This is a genomic window from Kitasatospora sp. NPDC017646, assembly GCF_044329365.1.
Classification (GTDB): domain Bacteria; phylum Actinomycetota; class Actinomycetes; order Streptomycetales; family Streptomycetaceae; genus Kitasatospora.
In genome coordinates, this window is sequence record NZ_JBIRJC010000003.1 from 218,611 (window position 1) to 236,733 (window position 18,123).

General features: G+C 74.0%; 14 protein-coding genes. 6 read left to right on the forward strand and 8 right to left on the reverse strand.

Features of this window, described 5'->3' with window-relative positions; genetic code table 11:
• Nucleotides 1-54: 54 nt before the first annotated feature.
• On the reverse strand, nt 55-474 hold the full coding sequence (locus ACH4J0_RS06635; protein ID WP_030283024.1) for a roadblock/LC7 domain-containing protein: 420 nt from the start codon (nt 472-474) through the stop codon (nt 55-57).
• Nucleotides 471-3,503 carry a nitrate- and nitrite sensing domain-containing protein gene (locus tag ACH4J0_RS06640; protein WP_396236891.1) on the reverse strand — a complete coding sequence of 1,011 codons (3,033 nt, stop codon included), beginning with the start codon at nt 3,501-3,503 and terminating at the stop codon, nt 471-473. The genes ACH4J0_RS06635 and ACH4J0_RS06640 overlap by 4 nt, the downstream gene beginning before the upstream one ends.
• A 477-nt stretch (nt 3,504-3,980) precedes the next feature.
• Here ACH4J0_RS06640 and ACH4J0_RS06645 point away from each other — a divergent pair, with 477 nt between their 5' ends.
• The 3 genes from ACH4J0_RS06645 to ACH4J0_RS06655 all read left to right on the forward strand — a co-directional run bounded on the left by ACH4J0_RS06645 (nt 3,981) and on the right by ACH4J0_RS06655 (nt 7,634).
• Nucleotides 3,981-5,906 carry an AMP-dependent synthetase/ligase gene (locus tag ACH4J0_RS06645; protein ID WP_396236893.1) on the forward strand — a complete coding sequence of 642 codons (1,926 nt, stop codon included), beginning with the start codon at nt 3,981-3,983 and terminating at the stop codon, nt 5,904-5,906.
• Nucleotides 5,907-6,061: 155 nt separating this feature from the next.
• Nucleotides 6,062-6,283 carry a hypothetical protein gene (locus ACH4J0_RS06650; protein ID WP_396236895.1) on the forward strand — a complete coding sequence of 74 codons (222 nt, stop codon included), beginning with the start codon at nt 6,062-6,064 and terminating at the stop codon, nt 6,281-6,283.
• A gap of 463 nt (nt 6,284-6,746) precedes the next feature.
• Nucleotides 6,747-7,634 carry a nitroreductase/quinone reductase family protein gene (locus ACH4J0_RS06655; protein WP_396236897.1) on the forward strand — a complete coding sequence of 296 codons (888 nt, stop codon included), beginning with the start codon at nt 6,747-6,749 and terminating at the stop codon, nt 7,632-7,634.
• 102 nt (nt 7,635-7,736) lie between these two features.
• On the opposite strand, the gene ACH4J0_RS06660 is transcribed toward ACH4J0_RS06655, so the two are convergent.
• From ACH4J0_RS06660 to ACH4J0_RS06675, 4 genes are all read right to left on the reverse strand, one after another.
• Nucleotides 7,737-8,534, reverse strand: coding sequence for an SGNH/GDSL hydrolase family protein (locus ACH4J0_RS06660; RefSeq protein WP_396236899.1), 798 nt, complete (start codon nt 8,532-8,534; stop codon nt 7,737-7,739).
• A gap of 194 nt (nt 8,535-8,728) precedes the next feature.
• Nucleotides 8,729-9,526 carry an SGNH/GDSL hydrolase family protein gene (locus ACH4J0_RS06665; protein ID WP_396236901.1) on the reverse strand — a complete coding sequence of 266 codons (798 nt, stop codon included), beginning with the start codon at nt 9,524-9,526 and terminating at the stop codon, nt 8,729-8,731.
• Nucleotides 9,527-9,834: 308 nt separating this feature from the next.
• Entirely contained in the window at nt 9,835-10,473 is a 639-nt protein-coding gene (locus tag ACH4J0_RS06670) for a hypothetical protein (protein ID WP_396236903.1), read from the reverse strand.
• Between the two features lie 190 nt (nt 10,474-10,663).
• Entirely contained in the window at nt 10,664-11,578 is a 915-nt protein-coding gene (locus tag ACH4J0_RS06675) for a hypothetical protein (protein ID WP_396236905.1), read from the reverse strand.
• 640 nt (nt 11,579-12,218) lie between these two features.
• Between ACH4J0_RS06675 and ACH4J0_RS06680 the strand changes: the two genes are divergently transcribed.
• Together ACH4J0_RS06680 and ACH4J0_RS06685 are read left to right on the forward strand one after the other, a co-directional pair.
• Entirely contained in the window at nt 12,219-13,388 is a 1,170-nt protein-coding gene (locus ACH4J0_RS06680) for an exonuclease SbcCD subunit D (protein ID WP_396236907.1), read from the forward strand.
• Nucleotides 13,385-16,429, forward strand: coding sequence for an AAA family ATPase (locus tag ACH4J0_RS06685; protein WP_396236909.1), 3,045 nt, complete (start codon nt 13,385-13,387; stop codon nt 16,427-16,429). Before ACH4J0_RS06680 ends, ACH4J0_RS06685 begins: the two co-directional genes overlap by 4 nt.
• 41 nt (nt 16,430-16,470) lie before the next feature.
• On the opposite strand, the gene ACH4J0_RS06690 is transcribed toward ACH4J0_RS06685, so the two are convergent.
• Nucleotides 16,471-16,674, reverse strand: coding sequence for a hypothetical protein (locus ACH4J0_RS06690; protein ID WP_396236911.1), 204 nt, complete (start codon nt 16,672-16,674; stop codon nt 16,471-16,473).
• A 178-nt stretch (nt 16,675-16,852) separates the two neighbouring features.
• Between ACH4J0_RS06690 and ACH4J0_RS06695 the strand changes: the two genes are divergently transcribed.
• Nucleotides 16,853-17,410: a DUF1990 family protein gene (locus ACH4J0_RS06695; RefSeq protein WP_396236913.1), complete on the forward strand. Its 558-nt coding sequence runs from the start codon at nt 16,853-16,855 to the stop codon at nt 17,408-17,410.
• A 75-nt stretch (nt 17,411-17,485) separates the two neighbouring features.
• Here the strand turns inward: ACH4J0_RS06695 and ACH4J0_RS06700 are convergent, their stop codons facing one another.
• Nucleotides 17,486-17,941 (reverse strand): YjbQ family protein, encoded by a 456-nt coding sequence (locus ACH4J0_RS06700; protein WP_396236915.1) that lies wholly within the window; start codon nt 17,939-17,941, stop codon nt 17,486-17,488.
• Between the last annotated feature and the right edge of the window lie 182 nt (nt 17,942-18,123).

Here is an 18,123-nt window from a genome sequence, read left to right on the forward strand (position 1 = left end):
CCGGTGTCGCCGGGCCGTCCGGCCCGTCCGCCTTCGGATCCGCCATCGGACCGCTCAGCCCCTCGGCGCGGCGGTTTCGGTGCGCGGCTCGGCGGCCATGTGCTCGCCGACCCGCTTGACCAGGAGGGCCATCTCGTAGGCGATCTGGCCGATGTCCGCCTCGGCTTCGCTCAGCACGGCCAGGCAGCTGCCGTCGCCGGCGGCCGTGATGAACAGGAACGCCTCGTCCAGCTCCACCATGGTCTGCCGGACACCACCGACCTTGAAGTGCCCGCCGGCGCCCTTGGCCAGGCTGTGGAACCCGGCCGCGACGGCGGCGAGGTGCTCGGCGTCCTCCCGGTCGAGGTCGCGCGAGGCACCGGTGGCCAGCCCGTCGCTGGAGAGGATCACCGCGTGCCGCAGGGCCGCGACGCGGCCCACCAGATCGTCCAGGAGCCAGTTGAGGTCCCCGGACGGCTGCGTCGAAGTGGTCATGAATCAGTTCCTTCCGCTGGAGCGGGTGGTGCGGGCACTGCGGGTTGTGCGGGTTGTGCGGGCACTGCGGGTTGTGCGGGTTGTGTGGGTGTTACGGGCCCTGGAGGACCTGCGGATACTGCGGGAGATGCGGGTCCTGCCGGTGCTACGGGTACTGAGGGTCTCACTTGAGGTACGGGCGAGGCGCCCCCAGGGTTCCGCCGCACCGGTTGGCCGGGCGGGATCCGCCGGGCGAGCGGTGCCCGGCCGGCGTCCTCGGGGGCGGGCCCGGGCAGCGCCGCCGGGGCCGGCGCCGGGCTGATCGCCCGCCGGGACGGGTCCGGCGGCTGCCAGGCCGGGACGGCCGCGGTGCGGGCGCCGGGTGCGGCCGGACGGTCCGCTGCGCCCGAGCTGTCCCGGCCGGTACGGTCCTGGGCGGCAGCGGTGGTCCCGCGTCCACGGGTGAAGCCGCGCTGGAACGAGGCGAAGGTGGCCCGGGCCTCCTCCGGCGAGCGTTCCCGGGCTTCCCGCGCCTCGGCGGCCTCCGCCGTCGGCCCACTCGCGCGGACTTCGGCCCCGGCCTCACCGCGGAGCCGTTCCCTCGCCTGCTCCTTGAGCTGCGGCGCGAGGTTCGCCTGCCGGACCCGTCGGGGCAGACCGCCGGGCGTCCGGGGCGCCGCATCCACCGGGGCGGCGTCCGCCGGGGCGGTGTCCACAGCAGAGCGGTCCGGTGCCGCGTCCCCCCGTCCCCGGAGCGCCGCGGCCTCCGCCGCCTCCCGCCGGTGCCGCCCCGTACCCGGCGCCTCCTCGGCGTCCGGCCCCGGCGCGGACACCAGGACCGGGCCGCCCTTGGTCCGCGCCGCCCGGCGCGGCAGCCCGTTGACCGTACGCCCCGACTCGGGCACGGACGGCCGCGGCCCGCCGGTCACCCGGTGCTGCCCGCCGGTACCCTCCGCCGTTTCCGAGCCGGAGGACATGGCCGGGGACGCCGCCGGGGGCGTGTCCGAAATCGCTCCCGCAGGAGTGCCCGAAGCCGCACCCGGGGCCGGGTCCGGCACCGCGACCAGGTCGCGCCGTCCCGCGGTGCGCCCACCCGTCCGTCCCGCCGGGCGGCGCGCACCCGCCCCGGCGGCGGGCGGCTCCGGCAGCCCGTCCGGCGCTTCGGCCAGCAGCTCGCGCGGGATCAGCACCACGGCCGTCGTCCCACCGTACGGCGAGGGTCGCACGTGGACCCGGATGCCGTGCCGCCGGGCGAGCCGGCTGACCACGAACAGTCCCAGCCGGTCGGTGTCGGCGAGGTCGAACTCCTGCTCCACGGCCAGGCGTTCGTTGATCTCGGCGAGCAGCTGTTCGCCCAGGCCGAGGCCCCGGTCGTCGATCTCCAGCGCGAAGCCGTGCGCCACCACCTCGCCCTGAACGGTGACTTGGGTGTTCGGCGGGGAGAACACGGCGGCGTTCTCGACGAGTTCGGCGATCAGGTGGGTCACGTCGGCGACCGCGCTGCCGAGCAGTCCGGTGCCGGGGAACGGCCGGACGATCACTCGGGCGTAGTCCTCGACCTCGCCGACCGCGGCGCGGACCACGTCCACCATCCGGACCGGCTTGCGCCAGGCGCGGCCGGGCGAACCGCCGGCCAGGATGATCAGGCCCTCGGCGTGGCGGCGCATGCGGGTGGTGAGGTGGTCGACCTTGAAGAGGTCCTCCAGCTCCGCCGGGTCCTCGGTGCGGCGTTCCATGGTGTCGAGCAGGGTGAGCTGGCGGTGCAGCAGCACCTGGCTGCGCCGGGCCAGGTTCACGAAGACCGCCGAGACGCCTCGGCGCAGTTCGGCCTGTTCCACGGCGGCCTCGACGGCGGCCCGCTGGACGGCGTTGATGGCCTGGCCGACCTGCCCGATCTCGGCCTGCCCGAAGTGCAGCTCGGGCGCCTCGGCGGCCACGTCCACCGCTTCGCCGCGGCGCAGCCGCAGCATGACGGCGGGCAGACGGGTGGTGGCGAGCTCGTTGGCCGCGTTGCGCAGGTTGATCAGTTCCCGGGCCAGGCCGCGGCCGATCCGGAACGAGATCAGCACCGACAGCACGACGGCGACCAGGCCGATGGCACCGGCGATGCCGCCCCGCCACAGCGCCGCGATCGCGGCGGATCGGCCTCGGTCGTCCAGACCGGCGCCTATCCGGGAGTTGATGGAGGAGAGGTCGCCGAGCGAACGGTCGGCGGTCTCCCGCCAGTTGTCGGCGTTGAGCGCCTGGACCACCCGATCGGGGCCGCCGGCACCGACGAAGTCCGCCTCGGCGCGGGCCAGCGCGGCCCAGGCCTCGCCGCCGCGCAGGGCGATGTAGTCGGCCTGGTCGGCGGGTTCGAGTTCGGCGATGTAGACCGTGAAAAGCGCCTGCTGGTTGTGCAGGGCGTCCAGCGCGGCCTGGTACTGCTCAGGGGTGGGCCTGGTGGCGCCGGTGCGCAGGCCCTCCATCGCCGCGTCCTCCTGCGAGAGGTACTCGCGGGCGCGCACCAGCTCGATCAGGATGGTCCCCTGACGCGGGAGTTGGCCGCTCTGCCGGGCGACGTAGGCGGACCGGAAGCCGAACACCGGCCGGACCAGGTCGCTGTACTGCCCGAGCGCGAACTCCCAGTTGAGCGCCAGGCGGCCGACCTGGGCCCGGAGCGGGCCGATCTGGTCGGCGGCGGCGATGATCTGCACCAGGCGGGCCCGCTGGGCCGTGGAGAGCCGGTCGCCGGCCGCGTCCTTCTTCTGCCGCAGCACCGCGAGGCTGCGGTCGGTGGCGGCGGTGGCACGTGCGAAGGCGTCCCGGGCGACCGGTGAGTTCGGGTCGGCCAGGTGCTGGACGGCGGCGCGGCGCTCGTTCTGCAGGTCGCCCGCATACTGGTCCACCGCCGTTCCGTAGTCCTTGTACGTACGGCTGATCGCCAGCTGGCTCCAGGCGTCCCCGGTGGCGGCGAGCGTCGCGTACACCCACAGGGCGATGAGCGCGACGATGGGCACCAGGAGCAGCGCGATGATCTTCGCGCGGATCGAGCTGCTGCGCAGACGCATGGAGTCCTCGGTCGGGAAGTGCCAGGCGCGGACGGGGAGCGGTACGGAGGGGTTCCGGGGTGCTGGGACGGCGGGTTCGGCGGGACTTGGGGAGGCCTGGGGAGGGAGCTGCGGGGGGCTCCCGGCCACAGGTCTGCGAGACTCTACTACGCCCTGACCACACGTTCGAGGGCCGAACCATTCCGCTTCTCCACCTTGCCCCGAACACGTCAGAAACCGATCGCGGTCCGGCCCGTACCACCGGCGCACCGACGACCACCGCGCCGCCACGCCTCCGGGCGGTCTCCTCGATTCCTCCGCAGCTGCGACACCATTCCCGCGGACCGGTACCGATCTCGTCGCGCCACCGCCACAACCCTGGGCAGTGACAGACCGATCCGATAGTTTCGCTCCACCCGCACGACCGGGCTCCGCCACTCCGGTGCCCGTTCGCCGGGGCCGGCGGACAGCGCCGCGAGACGCGAACTGGGGAGGACCGTGCGCGAGTTCACCACCCCCGCCCCGGCCGGGCCCGAGGCCACCGGAGGACTCGCCGACTCCCTGTACGACACCGCCGAGCGCACCCCCGACCTGGTCCAGCTGTCCCGGCGGACCATTGACGGGCGCTGGCAGGACGTCACCGCGCGGGAGTTCCGGGACGAGGTCCTCGCACTCGCCAAGGGCCTGCTGACCCACGGGGTGCGCTACGGCGACCGGGTCGCACTGATGTCCCGCACCCGCTACGAATGGACCCTGTTCGACTACGCGCTCTGGTCGATCGGCGCGATCACCGTTCCGGTCTACCCCACGGCCGCGCCCGAGCAGGTGCGCTGGATCCTCGCCGAGACCCAGGCCGTGGCCTGCCTGGTCGAGGACGAGGACGCCGCGATGACCGTCGGCGCGGTCTGCGACGCCCTGCCCGACCTGACCGGCATCTGGCAATTGGACCGCGACTGCGTCACCACGATCACCGAGGACGGCCGGGACGTCCCCGACGCGCTGGTGCACCGCCAGCGGCTCGGGGTCGCTGCCGCCAACATCGCCACCGTGGTCTACACCTCGGGCACCACCGGACGGCCCAAGGGGTGCCTGCTCAGCCACGCCAACCTGGCCGCCGAGGCGGACTCGCTGCTCGTCGGCTGGGGCGAGGTGCTCCGCGACACCGGCGGCGGCCAGCCCGCCACCCTGCTGTTCCTTCCGCTCGCCCACGTCTACGGACGGGCCGTGCAGATCGCGGCCGTCCGCGGCGGCTTCCGGATCGGCCACATCCCGGAGGTCTCCACCGACGCGCTGCTGCCCGCCCTGGAGAGCTTCCGGCCGAGCTTCCTGCACGCCGTCCCGTACGTCTTCGAGAAGATCTTCCAACGGGCCAGACGCGCCGCCGAGGAGGCCGGGCGCGCCGAACTCTTCGAGCAGGCCCGGCAGGTGGCCGTCGACTGGGCGGCCGCGCGGGAGCAGAAGTCCTTCGGCCGCGGCCCCGGACCCGGTGCGGCGCTGCGGCTGCGCCACCTCGCCTACGAGCGGACCGTCTATCCCAGGCTGCGCGCCGTGCTCGGCGGCCGGGTGCGCACGGTGATGTGCGGGGGCTCCGCGCTGCGGCGGGAGCTGGGCCTGTTCTTCACCGGCGCCGGGCTCCAGCTGTACGAGGGCTACGGCCTCACCGAGACCACCGCCGCGATCACCGCCAACCCGGCCGGTCGGCAGAAGCTCGGCACCGTCGGGCAGCCGGTACCGGGCGCCTCGGTGGCGATCGCCGACGACGGCGAGGTGTGGGTGCGCGGTGGGTCGGTCTTCGGCGGCTACCTCAACCACCCGCAGTGCACGGCGGAATCACTCGTCGAAGGCTGGTTCGGGACGGGCGACCTGGGCCGGCTGGACGAGGACGGCTACCTCACCGTCACCGGCCGAAAGAAGGACCTGATCGTCACCAGCAGTGGAAAAAACCTCGCTCCGGCGGCACTCGAGGAGCGGGTCGAGGCGCATCCGCTGGTCTCCCAGTGCCTGGTGGTGGGCGACGACCGCCCGTACGTGGCGGCGCTGATCACGCTCGACCCGGCCGCGCTGGCGCACTGGCTGAAGACGCACGGGCGGGAGCAGCTGGACGCTTGGAGCGTGCTCGCGGACGAACAGTTGCACGTCGAGATCCAGCGCGCGGTGGCGGCGGCTAACACGGCGGTGTCGCGGGCCGAGTCGATCCGCGCCTTCCGGTTGCTGCCAAGGGAGTTCAGCCTGGAGCAAGGGCTGCTGACGCCCTCGCTCAAGCTGCGGCGGGTGGCGATCGCGGAGTTCTACGCGACGGACATCGAGGAGCTCTACCTCTCCTGGTCATCTCGAACGCGGTTCGCGGGGAACCTCCCTGACGCTCAGTCTTGTCATGTGCCAGGGAGCATCGTTCGGAGCGCGGTTCACCTGCCGTTCCCTTGACGGGTCGATTGGTCCAGTCCATTGTTGCTCTTCGGTCCGACTGCGGCGCACCAGCACCACCCGCTCCCGCCCCTCCGGGAGCGCCCTGGTTCCACGGCCCAGATTCCCGTTCACGCCCTCCCCACGGGTGTGCCCCCATCCGCTGGAGTCCTCACGTGTCGATGTCCACGCGCCTGTCCGCGCTGGCCGCTTCCGTAGCGCTGCTCACCACCCTGGCCGTCCCGCCGGCCTCCGCCGACCCGGGCGGTACGGGCGGTGCGGGCAGTGCGGGCAGCTCCGGCACCCCGACCGTCAACCTGGCGACCAACCCCGGCTTCGAACTGCCCTCCCCCGACCTCGCCGTCAAGCCGGCCGGACTGGTGGACTACCTGCGCTGACGGCCCGCCCGGCGGCGCCGCTGGAGTGCGGGGGCTGGGTCGCCGGGTGTCCGGGTCGCAGGAACAACGGGCCTCCGGGCCTCCGGGCCTCCGGGGAAGCAACTGACAGGTGACAGGAAACAGATGACAGATTTCAACTTCTGACATCCGTCGGCTGTCATCTGTTCGCGCTCGTCCGTCACGCTCGCCCGTTGTGTCCGCCCCACCCCGGTGATCTTGCTCGTTGACAGGGCGTCCGCACCGAGGCTCTAATGAGGGCGTGCAGCGCGGCGTCGGCCACAGAGCAGTGGGCCGGTCGACAGCCGAGCCAGCACCTGATGTGCAAGGGACGATGCGCGATGAGTACTTCCTCCGCTGCCCTGATCTGACGTAGGCGGTCACCCGCGGTGTCCGCCCGTCCCCGTGCCGGCACCGTGTGTGGCCGCGAATCCCCCTAATTCCCAGGAGACTTCACCACACACGCATGTCCATGTCCTTCAATCTGAACGTCATCGAGGAGTTCCGCGCGAACGGCGGCCGCGTCGGCGGCCCGTTCGAGGGCGGCGATCTGCTGTTGCTGACCACCACCGGGGCGCGCTCCGGTCGGCCGCACACCGTGCCGCTGGGGTTCGTCCGGTCCGATGGGCTGCTGTTGGTCGTCGCCTCGGCGGCCGGGGCGCCGGAACACCCCCAGTGGTACCGCAACCTGCTGGCCCATCCGGTGGTCCGGGTCGAGCTCGGCACCGAGACCTTCGACGCGATCGCCGTGCCCGCCGAAGGCGCCCGCCGGAAGGAGCTGTTCGACGCGGTCGTCCGTACGGCGCCAAAGTACGGCGACTACCAGGCGCACACCGGGCGGCAGTTTCCGGTGGTCGTACTGGAAAGGCCCGAGGCGCCACCGGGTCAGCCGCGCGAGGTGCGCAGCCTGGCCGACAAGCTACTGGAGGCGCACACCTGGCTGCGGGCCCAGCTGCGCCACGTCCGGGCCGAGGCGCAGGCGCACGTCCCCGGCCGCCCGGCCGGGCTCGGTCTCCAACTGCGCCAGCACTGCCTGGCGTTCTGCGAGGGGTTGTCGCACCACCACACCGGCGAGGACTCCGCGATCTTCCCCGCCCTCGCGCGCAGCCACCCCGAGCTCGCCGGAGTGCTGGCGCAACTCGGCGAGCAGCACCGGGTGATCGGACAGATCAAGGAGGAGCTGGTGACGCTGCTCGCCGGGATAGAGCTCTCCGATCCGGAGCGGCTCCGAGTCGAACTGGAATGGATGTCGGCCGAGTTGGAGTCTCACCTCGACCACGAGGAGGCGGAGCTGCTGCCGGCGCTCGCCGGAATCCCCTTCCCACCGGCGCGGCCGGGGCCGATCGGGCGCTGACACGGCGGTGCCGCCTGCCCCTCCCACGACGAGGGAGGGGCAGGCGGCAGCGGGTGTCACGTCAGGGCGCGACGGGACGGAGGGGCCGGGGGCCTCAGGACCTCAGGACTGGCTGAAGACCGGCAGGTAGCCGTTGGCCTGGCCGGACGAGTTCGGGTGGTAGCTCTCGTCGATCGGCAGGGTGGTGCTGTGCAGCCAGGTGTCCAGCCCACCGCAGATCTCGTGCCCGGCGAAGATGTCGCGCACGTCGGCGAAGGTGAAGCCGGCGTTGGCGACCTCCTTGGCGATGACGCCGTCCAGCGTGTCGGCGGCCTCGTTGATGGCGGCGCGCTTGGTGTCGCCGATGCCGAAGAGGCAGTAGCCGCCGATCTGGTAGAGGTGCGGGTAGCCCATCACCACGACGTGGGCGTTCGGCGACTTCGACTTGATCGCCGAGTACACCTGGTCCAGCTGTCCCGGCAGGGTGTTGACCGCGTAGTTCTCGGCCGTGTTGACGGCATTCAGGCAGTCGCTGTCGGAACCGAGCACGCAGGTCTGCATGGTGCTGGAGAATCCGGCGTCGTTGCCGCCGACCGTGAGGCTGACCAGCGTGGTGGAGCTGTTCAGTGCGGAGATCTGGCTGTTGAGGATGTCACCGGTTCTGGCGCCCGAACAGGCCACGAAGGCGAAGGAGGACGGCGAGTTCGCGTTCGACCACAGGTAGGCGTAGGCGTTGGTGCTGCGCTTGCAGCTACCGCTGTCGCTCAGGTAGCTGCCGGCACCGACACCGGCCGAGTAGGAGTCCCCGAGCGCCACGTAGTTGGCGCCGGCCGCGCTGGCGGACGACGCCGCGAAGAGCGTCGTCATGGTGAGGACGGCCGCTGTCGCGGCGACGGAGAGAGCACGAGCGGGGCGGAACATCGCACCTCCAGGAATGACGCGGGTCACGGAAAGGGATACCAAGCGGTAGTCGGACAGGGAACCGTTCGCGCCAAGGCCATTGACGGACCGTCAGGCGATGACCGGGCGGACTCTCCCGCAACCCGGAAGGGGAGGGCAGCACCGGCACCGGTCAGCGCCGCCGGGCGGGCGGACCGACGTCACGCCCGATCCGCTCAGGAGCGGCTGAAGACCGGGAGGTAGCCGCTGGCCTGGCCGGACGAGTTGGGGTGGTAGCTCTCGTCGATCGGCAGGGTGGTGCTGTGCAGCCAGGTGTCGAGCGAGCCGCAGATCTCGTGGTCGGCGAAGGCGCTACGCACGTCACCGAAGGTGAAGCCCGCGTTGGCGACCCGCTTGGCGATCACGCCGTCCAGCGCGTCGGCGGCGCCGTTGATGGCGGCACGCTTCGTGTCACCGATGCCGAAGAGGCAGTCGCCGCCGACCTTGTAGAGGTGCGGGTAGCCCATCACCACGACGTGTGCCTTCGGCGCCTTGGACTTGATCGCCGAGTACACCCGGTCCAGTTGCCCCGGCAGGGTGTTGACCGCGTAGCTCTTCGCCGTGTTGACGGCACTCAGGCAGTCGCTGTCGGAGCCCAGCACGCAGGTCTTCATGGTGTCGGCGAAGCCCGCGTCGTTTCCGCCGACCGACAGGCTGACCAGCGTGGTGGAGCTGTTCAGCGCGGAGATCTGGCTGTTGAGGACGTCGCCGGTTCTCGCACCCGAACAGGCCACGAAGTTGAAGGAGGACGGCTTGTGCGCGCTCTTCCACAGATATGCGTAGGCGTTGGCGCTGCGCTTGCAGCTACCGCTGTCACTCAGGTAGCTGCCGGCACCGACACCGGCTGAATAAGAGTCCCCGAGGGCGACGTAGTTGACGCCGGCCGCATTGGCGGCTGACGCCGCGAAGAGCGTCGTCATGGTGAGACCGGCCGCTATTGCGGCGACGGACAGGGCACGGGCATGGCGGAGCATTGCACCTCCTGGTATGACGCGGGTCACAGAAGGGATACCAGGCGGTAGCCGAACGCGGAAGCGCTCATGCCAAGACCATTGACGGTCAGTCTGATAGCGGAAAAGTGAACTGGCCCCGACGCAGCGTGAGTTAGCGCAGGTGGGTGTGGGTGTATGTCGACGCTCGTCGGTCATCGCGTGTAGACGAAAAACTTTCGAGAAGTCAGCTCGCCGTCAGCCGACGGTCAGCGTGCGGCCGCCGGCGCGTCAGTTCCGCGGCGTCGTAAGGTTCGTGCGCCGGATCCGGAACAGCCCTCCGAGGGTGCGGCTCAGCATCCCGGGGAGCGTCCGCCGCCCGGGTACACCGGGCCGGGGAAGACCGTGCACCCCTCGACCGGCAGTTCCTCGATCGTCTCGTTCGCGGCGGCGGGCACGCCGAGCCAGTGGACGGCCGTGGCGACCGCCGCCCGGGCCTGGCGCAGCCCGGGCGCGCCCCAGCCCAGCAGCTCGACCGCGAGCCCCGGCGCGACCAGCAACCGCCGGTAGTGCCGGCCCGAGGCCGGGTCGGCCTCACTCGGCCCGACCGCCCGCAGCGCCGCCGCCATCCGGACCCGCGCGCACTCGTGGCCGCCGTTCGCCGAACCGACCCGGTCGTAGAGGTAGCCGAGGTAGTACGGCCGGCCGATCACGGCCTGCGCCTCCTCGCCCGCCTCCCTGGCCAGCGCGGCGGCAGGGTCCCCGGCGTCCTCCGGCTCCAGCGAACCGCCGGGCAACGAGCAGATCCCGTCCTTGGGGTTCACCAGGGTCAGCACCCGCCCGTCCGGGGCGAACAGCCACCCCCAGGACTGTTTCGTCGGCAGCCCGTCCGGCACCTGCTCGCCCGGCCGCCATGGCCAGCCCGCCGTGGGACGCCGGCGCACCTTTCCGAGCAGCTCGGCGATCTCCGCCGTGAACTCGATCCGGCCCATGCCGCGCGTCCCCCCTCTCGCTGTCGGGCTCGCCGGACCTGCGGAGCACGGTTCGGAGCGGAGCGGCCGGAGCGGCGGCGTGGGGTACCGCACACTCCTGCTGTTGATCTTCTCCGATCTTCCCCGAACAGGCGGTCGATGAACAGTCCCCGGCGCCGCATGGTGGATGCGGAAGCCGCGAACGCCCTGATCACCCCAGCGGCCCACCTCCGCCCCCGGCCTCCGGGAAGCCCGGCAGCGGGAACCCCGGCTGCGGAACCACACCGGGCGGGAAGGGCAGCCCGCGCGCCGCGTCATCGGCCAGCTCGTCGAACACCTCGTGGGCGGTCATCGGCCGCAGCCGTCCACCGGCCAGCGCCCAGCCCCTCACCCGCGGCCCGGACCTCGCCGCGCCCGCCGACCCGCCCGCCGGGCCGCCCGGGGACCCGTCAGGCGGGCCGTCCGCGGGAGGCGTGGACGGATCGCCGTGCAGCAGCAGCGCCCCCTCGCCACCGGAGGCCACCCCCGCCGCGAGCGTGACGCAGAACGCCTCCGCGTCCCGCCCGGCGGGGCGCAGACGCCCCTCCTCCACACAGACGTCCACCGCGGAGGTGAGCTCCTCGCCGTCCTCCGGACCGTGGCAGCGCAACGTCAGCAGGTGGCAACCCTCCCCCGCGCCCTCGGCGAGCGCCAGGTAGACCGAGGTGACGTACCGCATCACCGCCGCCATCCGCCGCTGCCCCACCGGGTCGTCGCCCAGCGCGCCGAGCAGCGCCGCACAGGCGACGGACATGCGCACCCGCGCCCGGTGGTCGTCCAGCAGGACCGGGACGAGCTCGGCCAGCGGCTCCCCCGCGTAGACGAAGGGCTCCCCGGCCAGCTCCGGATCCCCCGCGTACGCGACCCGGGCGGCCGGGGCCCGGGGATCGAGCCCGAGCGCCGAGCAGTAGTCCTCGAAGTCAGCCGCCTCCAGCACGCGCAGATGCACCTCCAGCCCGTGGTCGTACAGGGCCGTCAACTGCTCCTCCGCCCGCAGCAGGTACTCCTGGTGCCCGAGCGCACCGAACAGCCCGTACTTCGCCAGCCCGGCGAAGTCGGCCGCCTCCACGGCCAGCGCGACCGCCACCGGCTGCGGTGGCGCGCCCCGGGCCCGGCCGCCGCGCCGTCGGCGCGCACCGGCTCCACCGGATCCGACGGCTGCACCGGCCCCGACGGCCCGTCCGCCCGACGGTCGGCCACCTCCGGGCGGCGCCGCCCCACCGGGCCCGCCGACCGGCAACCCGCCGGCTCCACCCCCGGGCCTGCGCCCGCCAAACAGCAACGCCCGCGGACCCCTCGGCGCCCTCGGCCCAGCGAACACCCTCGCCTCCCGCAGCGACCGTCGCCGCACCACCACGACGCCCAGCACCTCGTACACCGACTCCCGCACCGCCATGGGTTTCCTCCCTTTCACTCGGCCAGCACGAACCAGCACGAACCGGCACCGACCGCCCCGACTCCCGGGGCCGCCGACGCCACGGAACCTACACAGAGCCACTGACAATCCACTCCAAGTAATCGAACACCGGCGTCAGGAGCCCGCCAGGGGTCCACAATTAGCCCGCCACTCGCCCGAACCGCACCCTCTCCGGCCGCCTGCGGAACACCGTGCGCCCGGCCCTGCCAGCGGCCCGTCAGCGCAACCGCGGACGACCCCGCCCGCCCGGCACCCCCGTGGCCACCGGGCCCGCCGAGATTGTCAGCGGCGGGCGTTAGGGTCGGGGACCATGCGACTGCTGCATACCTCCGACTGGCATCTCGGGCGTTCGTTCCACCGGGAGAGCCTGCACGACGCCCAGCGCGCCTTCCTGGACCACCTGGTGGCGGTGGTCCGGTCCGAGGACGTGGACGCCGTGCTGGTCGCCGGGGACGTGTACGACAGGGCGCTGCCGGGCCTGGACGCGGTCGACCTCTTCGACGACGTGCTGCACCGGCTGGCCGACCTCGGCGTGCCGACGGTCTTCATCAGCGGCAACCACGACTCGGCCCGCCGCCTCGGGGTCGGCGCCGGACTGATCGGGCAGGCCGGGATCCACCTGCGGACGGACCCGGGCGAGTGCGCCGAGCCGGTGCTGCTGGCGGACGAGCACGGGCCGGTGGCGGTGTACGGGCTGCCGTACCTGGAGCCGACGCTGGTGCGCGAGCGGTTCGGGCTGGCCAAGGGTGGCCACGCGGCGGTGCTCGGCGCGGCCATGGACCAGGTCCGGACCGATCTCGCCACCCGCCCCGGGGGGACCAGGGCGGTGGTGCTGGCACACGCCTTCGTCACCGGGGGCGCGCCGAGCGACAGCGAGCGGGACATCGCGGTCGGCGGGGTCGCCGCCGTACCCGCCTCGGTGTTCGACGGGGTCCACTACGCCGCGCTCGGCCACCTGCACGGCTGCCAGACCCTCGCCCCGCACCTGCGCTACAGCGGCTCCCCGCTCGCCTACTCCTTCTCCGAGGCGCGCCAGCGCAAGACCATGTGGCTGGTCGACCTCGCGGCCGACGGTGCGGTGACGGCCCAGCGGGTCGACTGCCCGCAGCCGCGCCCGCTCGCCACCCTGCGCGGCACGCTGGAGGCGCTGCTCACGGAGGAGGAGTACGCGGAGCACGAGCAGTCCTGGGTGCAGGTCACCCTCACCGACCCGGCCCGCCCGAGCGAGCCGATGGAGAAGCTGCGCCGCCGCTTCCCGCACACCCTCCAACTGCTGTTCGACCCGGAGGACGGCGGGACCGAGCCGTCCCGGTCGTACGCGGCCCGGGTCAGCGGCCGGGACGACCTGGAGATCGCCGAGGGCTTCCTGCGGCACGTCCGTCCCGGTGCCGAGCCGGAGCCGGACGAGCTCGGCTGGCTGCGCGAGGGCTTCGAGCGCGTCCGCGAGGGTGCCGACCGGAAGGCGGACCTGCCCCGATGAGGCTGCACAAGCTCACCGTCACCGCCTTCGGCCCGTTCGCGGGCAGCGAGACGGTTGACTTCGACGCGCTCGCCGCCGGCGGACTGTTCCTGCTGCGCGGCGCGACCGGCGCCGGCAAGAGCAGCGTGCTGGACGCGGTCTGCTTCGCCCTGTACGGCGAGACGCCGAACGCCCGCCGGGCCAACCGGCTGCGCAGCGACCACGCCGACCCCGGGCGGCTGACCCAGGTGGAGCTGGAGCTGACGCTGGGCGGGCGGCGACTGCAGATCACCCGACTGCCGGAGCAGCGTCGGCCGAAGAAGGTCGGCACCGGCACCACCGTCGAGCGCCCGCAGACCCTGTTGCGCGAGTGGGTCGCCGACACGGGCGACGGCACGCCCGGCTGGCGACCGGTCAGCAAGTCGCACCAGGAGGCCGGGGAGGAGATCCACCGGCTGATCGGCATGAGCCGGGAGCAGTTCTGCCAGGTGGTGCTGCTGCCCCAGGGCGACTTCGCCCGCTTCCTCAAGGGCGACTCGGAGGAGCGCGGCAAGCTGCTGCGCCGCCTGTTCGACACCGAACGCTACGGGCTGGTCGAGGCCTGGCTCGCCGAACAGCGCCGTGCCCAGGAGAGCGCCGTCCAGTCCGGCCGGCGCCGGCTGCGCGACCTCACCAGCAAGGCCGAGCAGGCGGCCGGGGCCGCCGCCGAGCCCGCCGGGGAGTGGGTGCCGACCGAGGACGGCGACGCGGACCTCACAGCCGGGGTGCTCGGCTGGGCGGCGATCCTGCGCAGCGGCGCGGCCGAGCAGCTCGCCGTGGCCGAGACCGCACTCGCGGGCGCCGAGGCGGTGCAGCGGACGGCCCAGCACGAGCGCGAGGCCGCCGAGGAGCTGGCCGGGCGGCAGCGCCGGCACCGGGAGGCGCTGGCCGAGGCCGAGCGGCTGGCCGGGTTCGAGCAGGCCGCGGCGCGGGACCGCCGGCGCCTGGCGGCCGCCCACGCGGCGGTCGGCGTGGAGTCCGCACTGCGGCTGCGGGAGAACGCGGCCGAGGCGCTCGGCCGGGCGCGCGAGGCGGAGCAGCAGCGCCGCGAGGCGCTCGCGCGGGCGGCCGACGAGGGGTGCCTGCCGGCCGGAGCCGGGGCCGGCGCCGCCGAGCTGGCCGAGGCCGAGCTGCGGCTGCGCGCCGAGGTGGTCCGGCTGGAGACGGCTCGGACGGAGGAGCGGCGCTGTACCGAACTCGCCCGTGAGCAGCGCGCCGTGGCGCAGGACCGGCGCGGCGCCGAGCAACTGGCCGAGGAGGCCGAGGACTGGCTGGCCGAGTTCGACGGTGAGCTGGGCCGGTTGGAGGAGCAGCAGTCACGGGCCCAGGCGGCGAGTGCGCGGGTCGAGCAACTGGACGGCCGGCGGACCGAGTTGGCCGCGCGCCTCGGCGCGGCCCTGGAGCGGGACGGCCTACTGGCCGAGATCGCGGCCGCCGAGCCGAGGGTCGCCGAGCTGCGAACGGCCGCGCTGGACGCCCGCGAGTTCAGCCTGGACCTACGGGACCGCCGCCTCGCGGGCATGGCCGCCGAGTTGGCCGAGCAGCTGCGCCCGCACGAGGCCTGCCGGGTCTGCGGCTCGCCGGAGCACCCGGCGCCCGCCGAGGCCGCCGAGGGCGGCCGGGTGAGCGCCGAGGACGAGGAGCGGGCCCGCCTGGCCCAGGCCGCCGCCGAGCAGGTCTGGGGCGCCGCCGACCAGGCGCTGACCGCGCTGCGAGTGCGCGAGGCGACCGCCGCCGGTGCGGCCGGGCCGGAGAGCACGGACGTGCTGGCGCGATCGCTCGCCGAGCTGGAGCACGAACACCGCACCGCGCTGCGCGAGGCCGAGGCACTCGGCCGGGTCGGGCAGGAGATCGCCCGGCTGTCCCAGGACCGTGCCCGCCGGCTGGCGGAGCTCGGTGAGGCCAGGGAGCGCGCGGCCGTGCTCACCGACCGGCTGGCGAAGCTGGACGACGAGCAGCGGGAGCTGACCGCCAGGGTCGCGGCCGCCCGGGGCGAGGCCGCCTCGGTGGCCGACCGGGCCGCGTGGCTGGCCGGGCTCGCCGAGGCGGTCGCCGCTGCGACCGCGGCCGCCCGGACGGCGTCGGAGGCGCGGGCGCGGTTGGACGGGGCGGAGGAGGAACTCGGCAAGGCCGCCGCCGCGGCCGGCTTCCCGGACGCCGGGGCGGCGCTCGCGGTGCTGCTGCCGCGCGAGGAGCGGGAACGGCTGGAGGCCCGGCTGGAGCGGCACCACGCGGAGTCCGCCGCAGTCCGGCACGAACTGGCGTTGCCCGGACTGGCCGAGGCCGCGGCCCGTCCGCCGGTCGACCTGTCCGCCGCCGCGGCCGCGCTCTCCGCCGCCACCGACCGGCTCGGCCGGGCGCACGCGGCCCGGTCGGCGGCCCGGGAGCGCTGCGCGGCGCTGGCCTCGATCGGGCGGCAGCTGGGCCACCTCGCCGCCGAGCTGGCCCCGGCGCTGGAGCGGTACGGGCGGATCAACCGGCTCGCCGCACTGGCCGCCGGGACCTCCACCGAGAACCGGCTGCGGATGCGCCTGGAGTCGTACGTCCTGGCGGCCCGGCTGGAGCAGGTCGCGGCGGCGGCCAGCGACCGGCTGGTCCGGATGTCGGGCGGCCGCTACACCCTGGTGCACAGCGACGACCGGGGCACCGGCAGCAAGCGCTCCGGCCTGGCCCTGCGGGTGGTCGACGCCTGGACGGGCACCGAGCGGGACACCGCGACGCTCTCCGGCGGCGAGAGCTTCTTCGCCTCGCTCTCCCTCGCCCTCGGCCTGGCCGACGTGGTCGCCGACGAGGCGGGCGGGATGCCACTGGACACCCTGTTCATCGACGAGGGCTTCGGCACCCTGGACGAGCAGTCCCTGGAGGAGGTGATGGACGTCCTCGACGGCCTGCGCGAGCGGGACCGCGCGGTCGGCATCGTCAGCCACGTCGCCGATCTGCGCAGCCGCATCCCCGCGCAGCTGCTCGTCCGCAAGGGCCGGCGCGGCTCCACCCTCGCCCTGGCCGGACGGGAGGACGCGTAACGGCGGCGGCCCCGCCGCCGGTTCTCCGGCTGTCGGGCCCCTCAGCCCGAACAGGCGATCCGCTGGGCCTGCTGCCAGGCGCAGGTCGGGCACAGTGTGCTGCCCGGCTGATCGGCGGGCAGCACGGTCGGCTCGCCGCACAACACGCAGTCGGCGCGCGGCCCGGTCGCCGCCGGGTCCTCGCGCAGCGCCGACTCGGCCGAGTCGGCGGGCGCCGGCTGGCAGACCGCAGCGTTCTCGCTCACAACGGCGTCGTTCGTCGCGCTATCCCTCATGCCGCCTTCCTACTCCGCGCCACCGCCCCGCCGCAAGACGCCCCCGACCGGGCCGCCGACCGCGGGGGCTCCGCGCCGCCCCGCCGCCACCGGGCCCCGACCGCCCCCGCCGGAAGCGCTCCCCGCACCCCCGACTACCGTGGCCGACATGGTTGGCGATCTGCAGCAGCGACTCCGAGCCGCCCGGGCAGCCGAGCCCACCTACCCGGAGGTCGGGGCCACCCTCGGAGCGCGGCTGCCGGACGGGTACGCGCACCTGCGGCGGCGGGTGCACCTCGGGCGGGGGCCGGAGGTCCTGGAGCGGGCCGGGCAGTACGTGCTCGGGTGGGGCAGTCAGCTGGGGACCGGGTTCGCGGTGTACCCGGGCGGCCCCGCCCGGGAGGGGGCCACCGTACTGCTGCGGCTCCGCCTGTCGGGCAGCCGGTGGCCACGGCTGGTGATCCCCTGCCGGGTGGCGTGGACGGTGGCCGAGCCGGACCGGATGGGGTTCGCGTACGGGACGCTGCCCGGGCATCCGGAGTGCGGCGAGGAGTCGTTCCTGGTGTCGATGGACTCCGAGGGCGAGGTGTGGTTCGAGGTCGCCGCGTTCTCCCGGCTGTCCGCCTGGTACGCCCGCCTGGGCCGTCCGGTCGCGTTGCTCTGCCAGCACCTGGCGATCGAGCGCTACCTCGCCGCCGTGGCCGACCGCGTCGCCGGGCGCCGCTAGGGCCTGTCCGGCAAGATCCGCCGGACAGGCCTGCCGCAGTGGAGCCGTCCGCCCCGGGACCGCCGGGAGCGCGGCTCAGCCGAGGAAGGACAGCCGGACGGTGCGGCGCGGGTTGTCCCCGTTGGTGTCGATCAGCACCACCGACTGCCAGACGCCGAGCGCCAGTTGACCGCCGAGCACCGGCAGGGTGGCGTGCGGGGCGACCAGACCGGGCACCACGTGGTCCCGTCCGTGGCCGGGGCTGCCGTGCCGGTGGCGCCAGCGGTCGTCGGCCGGGAGCAGGTCACGCAGCATGGCGAGGAAGTCGTCGTCGCTGCCCGAGCCGGTCTCCAGGACGGCGATCCCGGCGGTGGCGTGCGGGACGAAGACGTTGAGCAGTCCGTCGCGCCCGGGTGCCCGCTCGTTGAGGAACTCGACGCAGCGGTCGGTGATGTCGAGCGCGACCTCGCGGTTGCCGGTGGTGATCTCCAGGGTGGTGCTCTGGAAGGCGCCGGTCGACCCGGCCGACGTGGAGTGGTTGTTGTCCGCCATGCCGCCATCCTGACCCAGGCCAGCGGGTCGGGCGTACTGCCTCGCCGACTGGGCGCGCCGGGGCGTCGGGCTCGCATAGGGTGAGAGGTTCAGACCAAAACGGGCCTCCGGCGTCCGGACACGCCGACGACCCGACGGACCGGGTGGTCCGACGGGTCGCTCAGGGACGGCCGCTGGGCCCG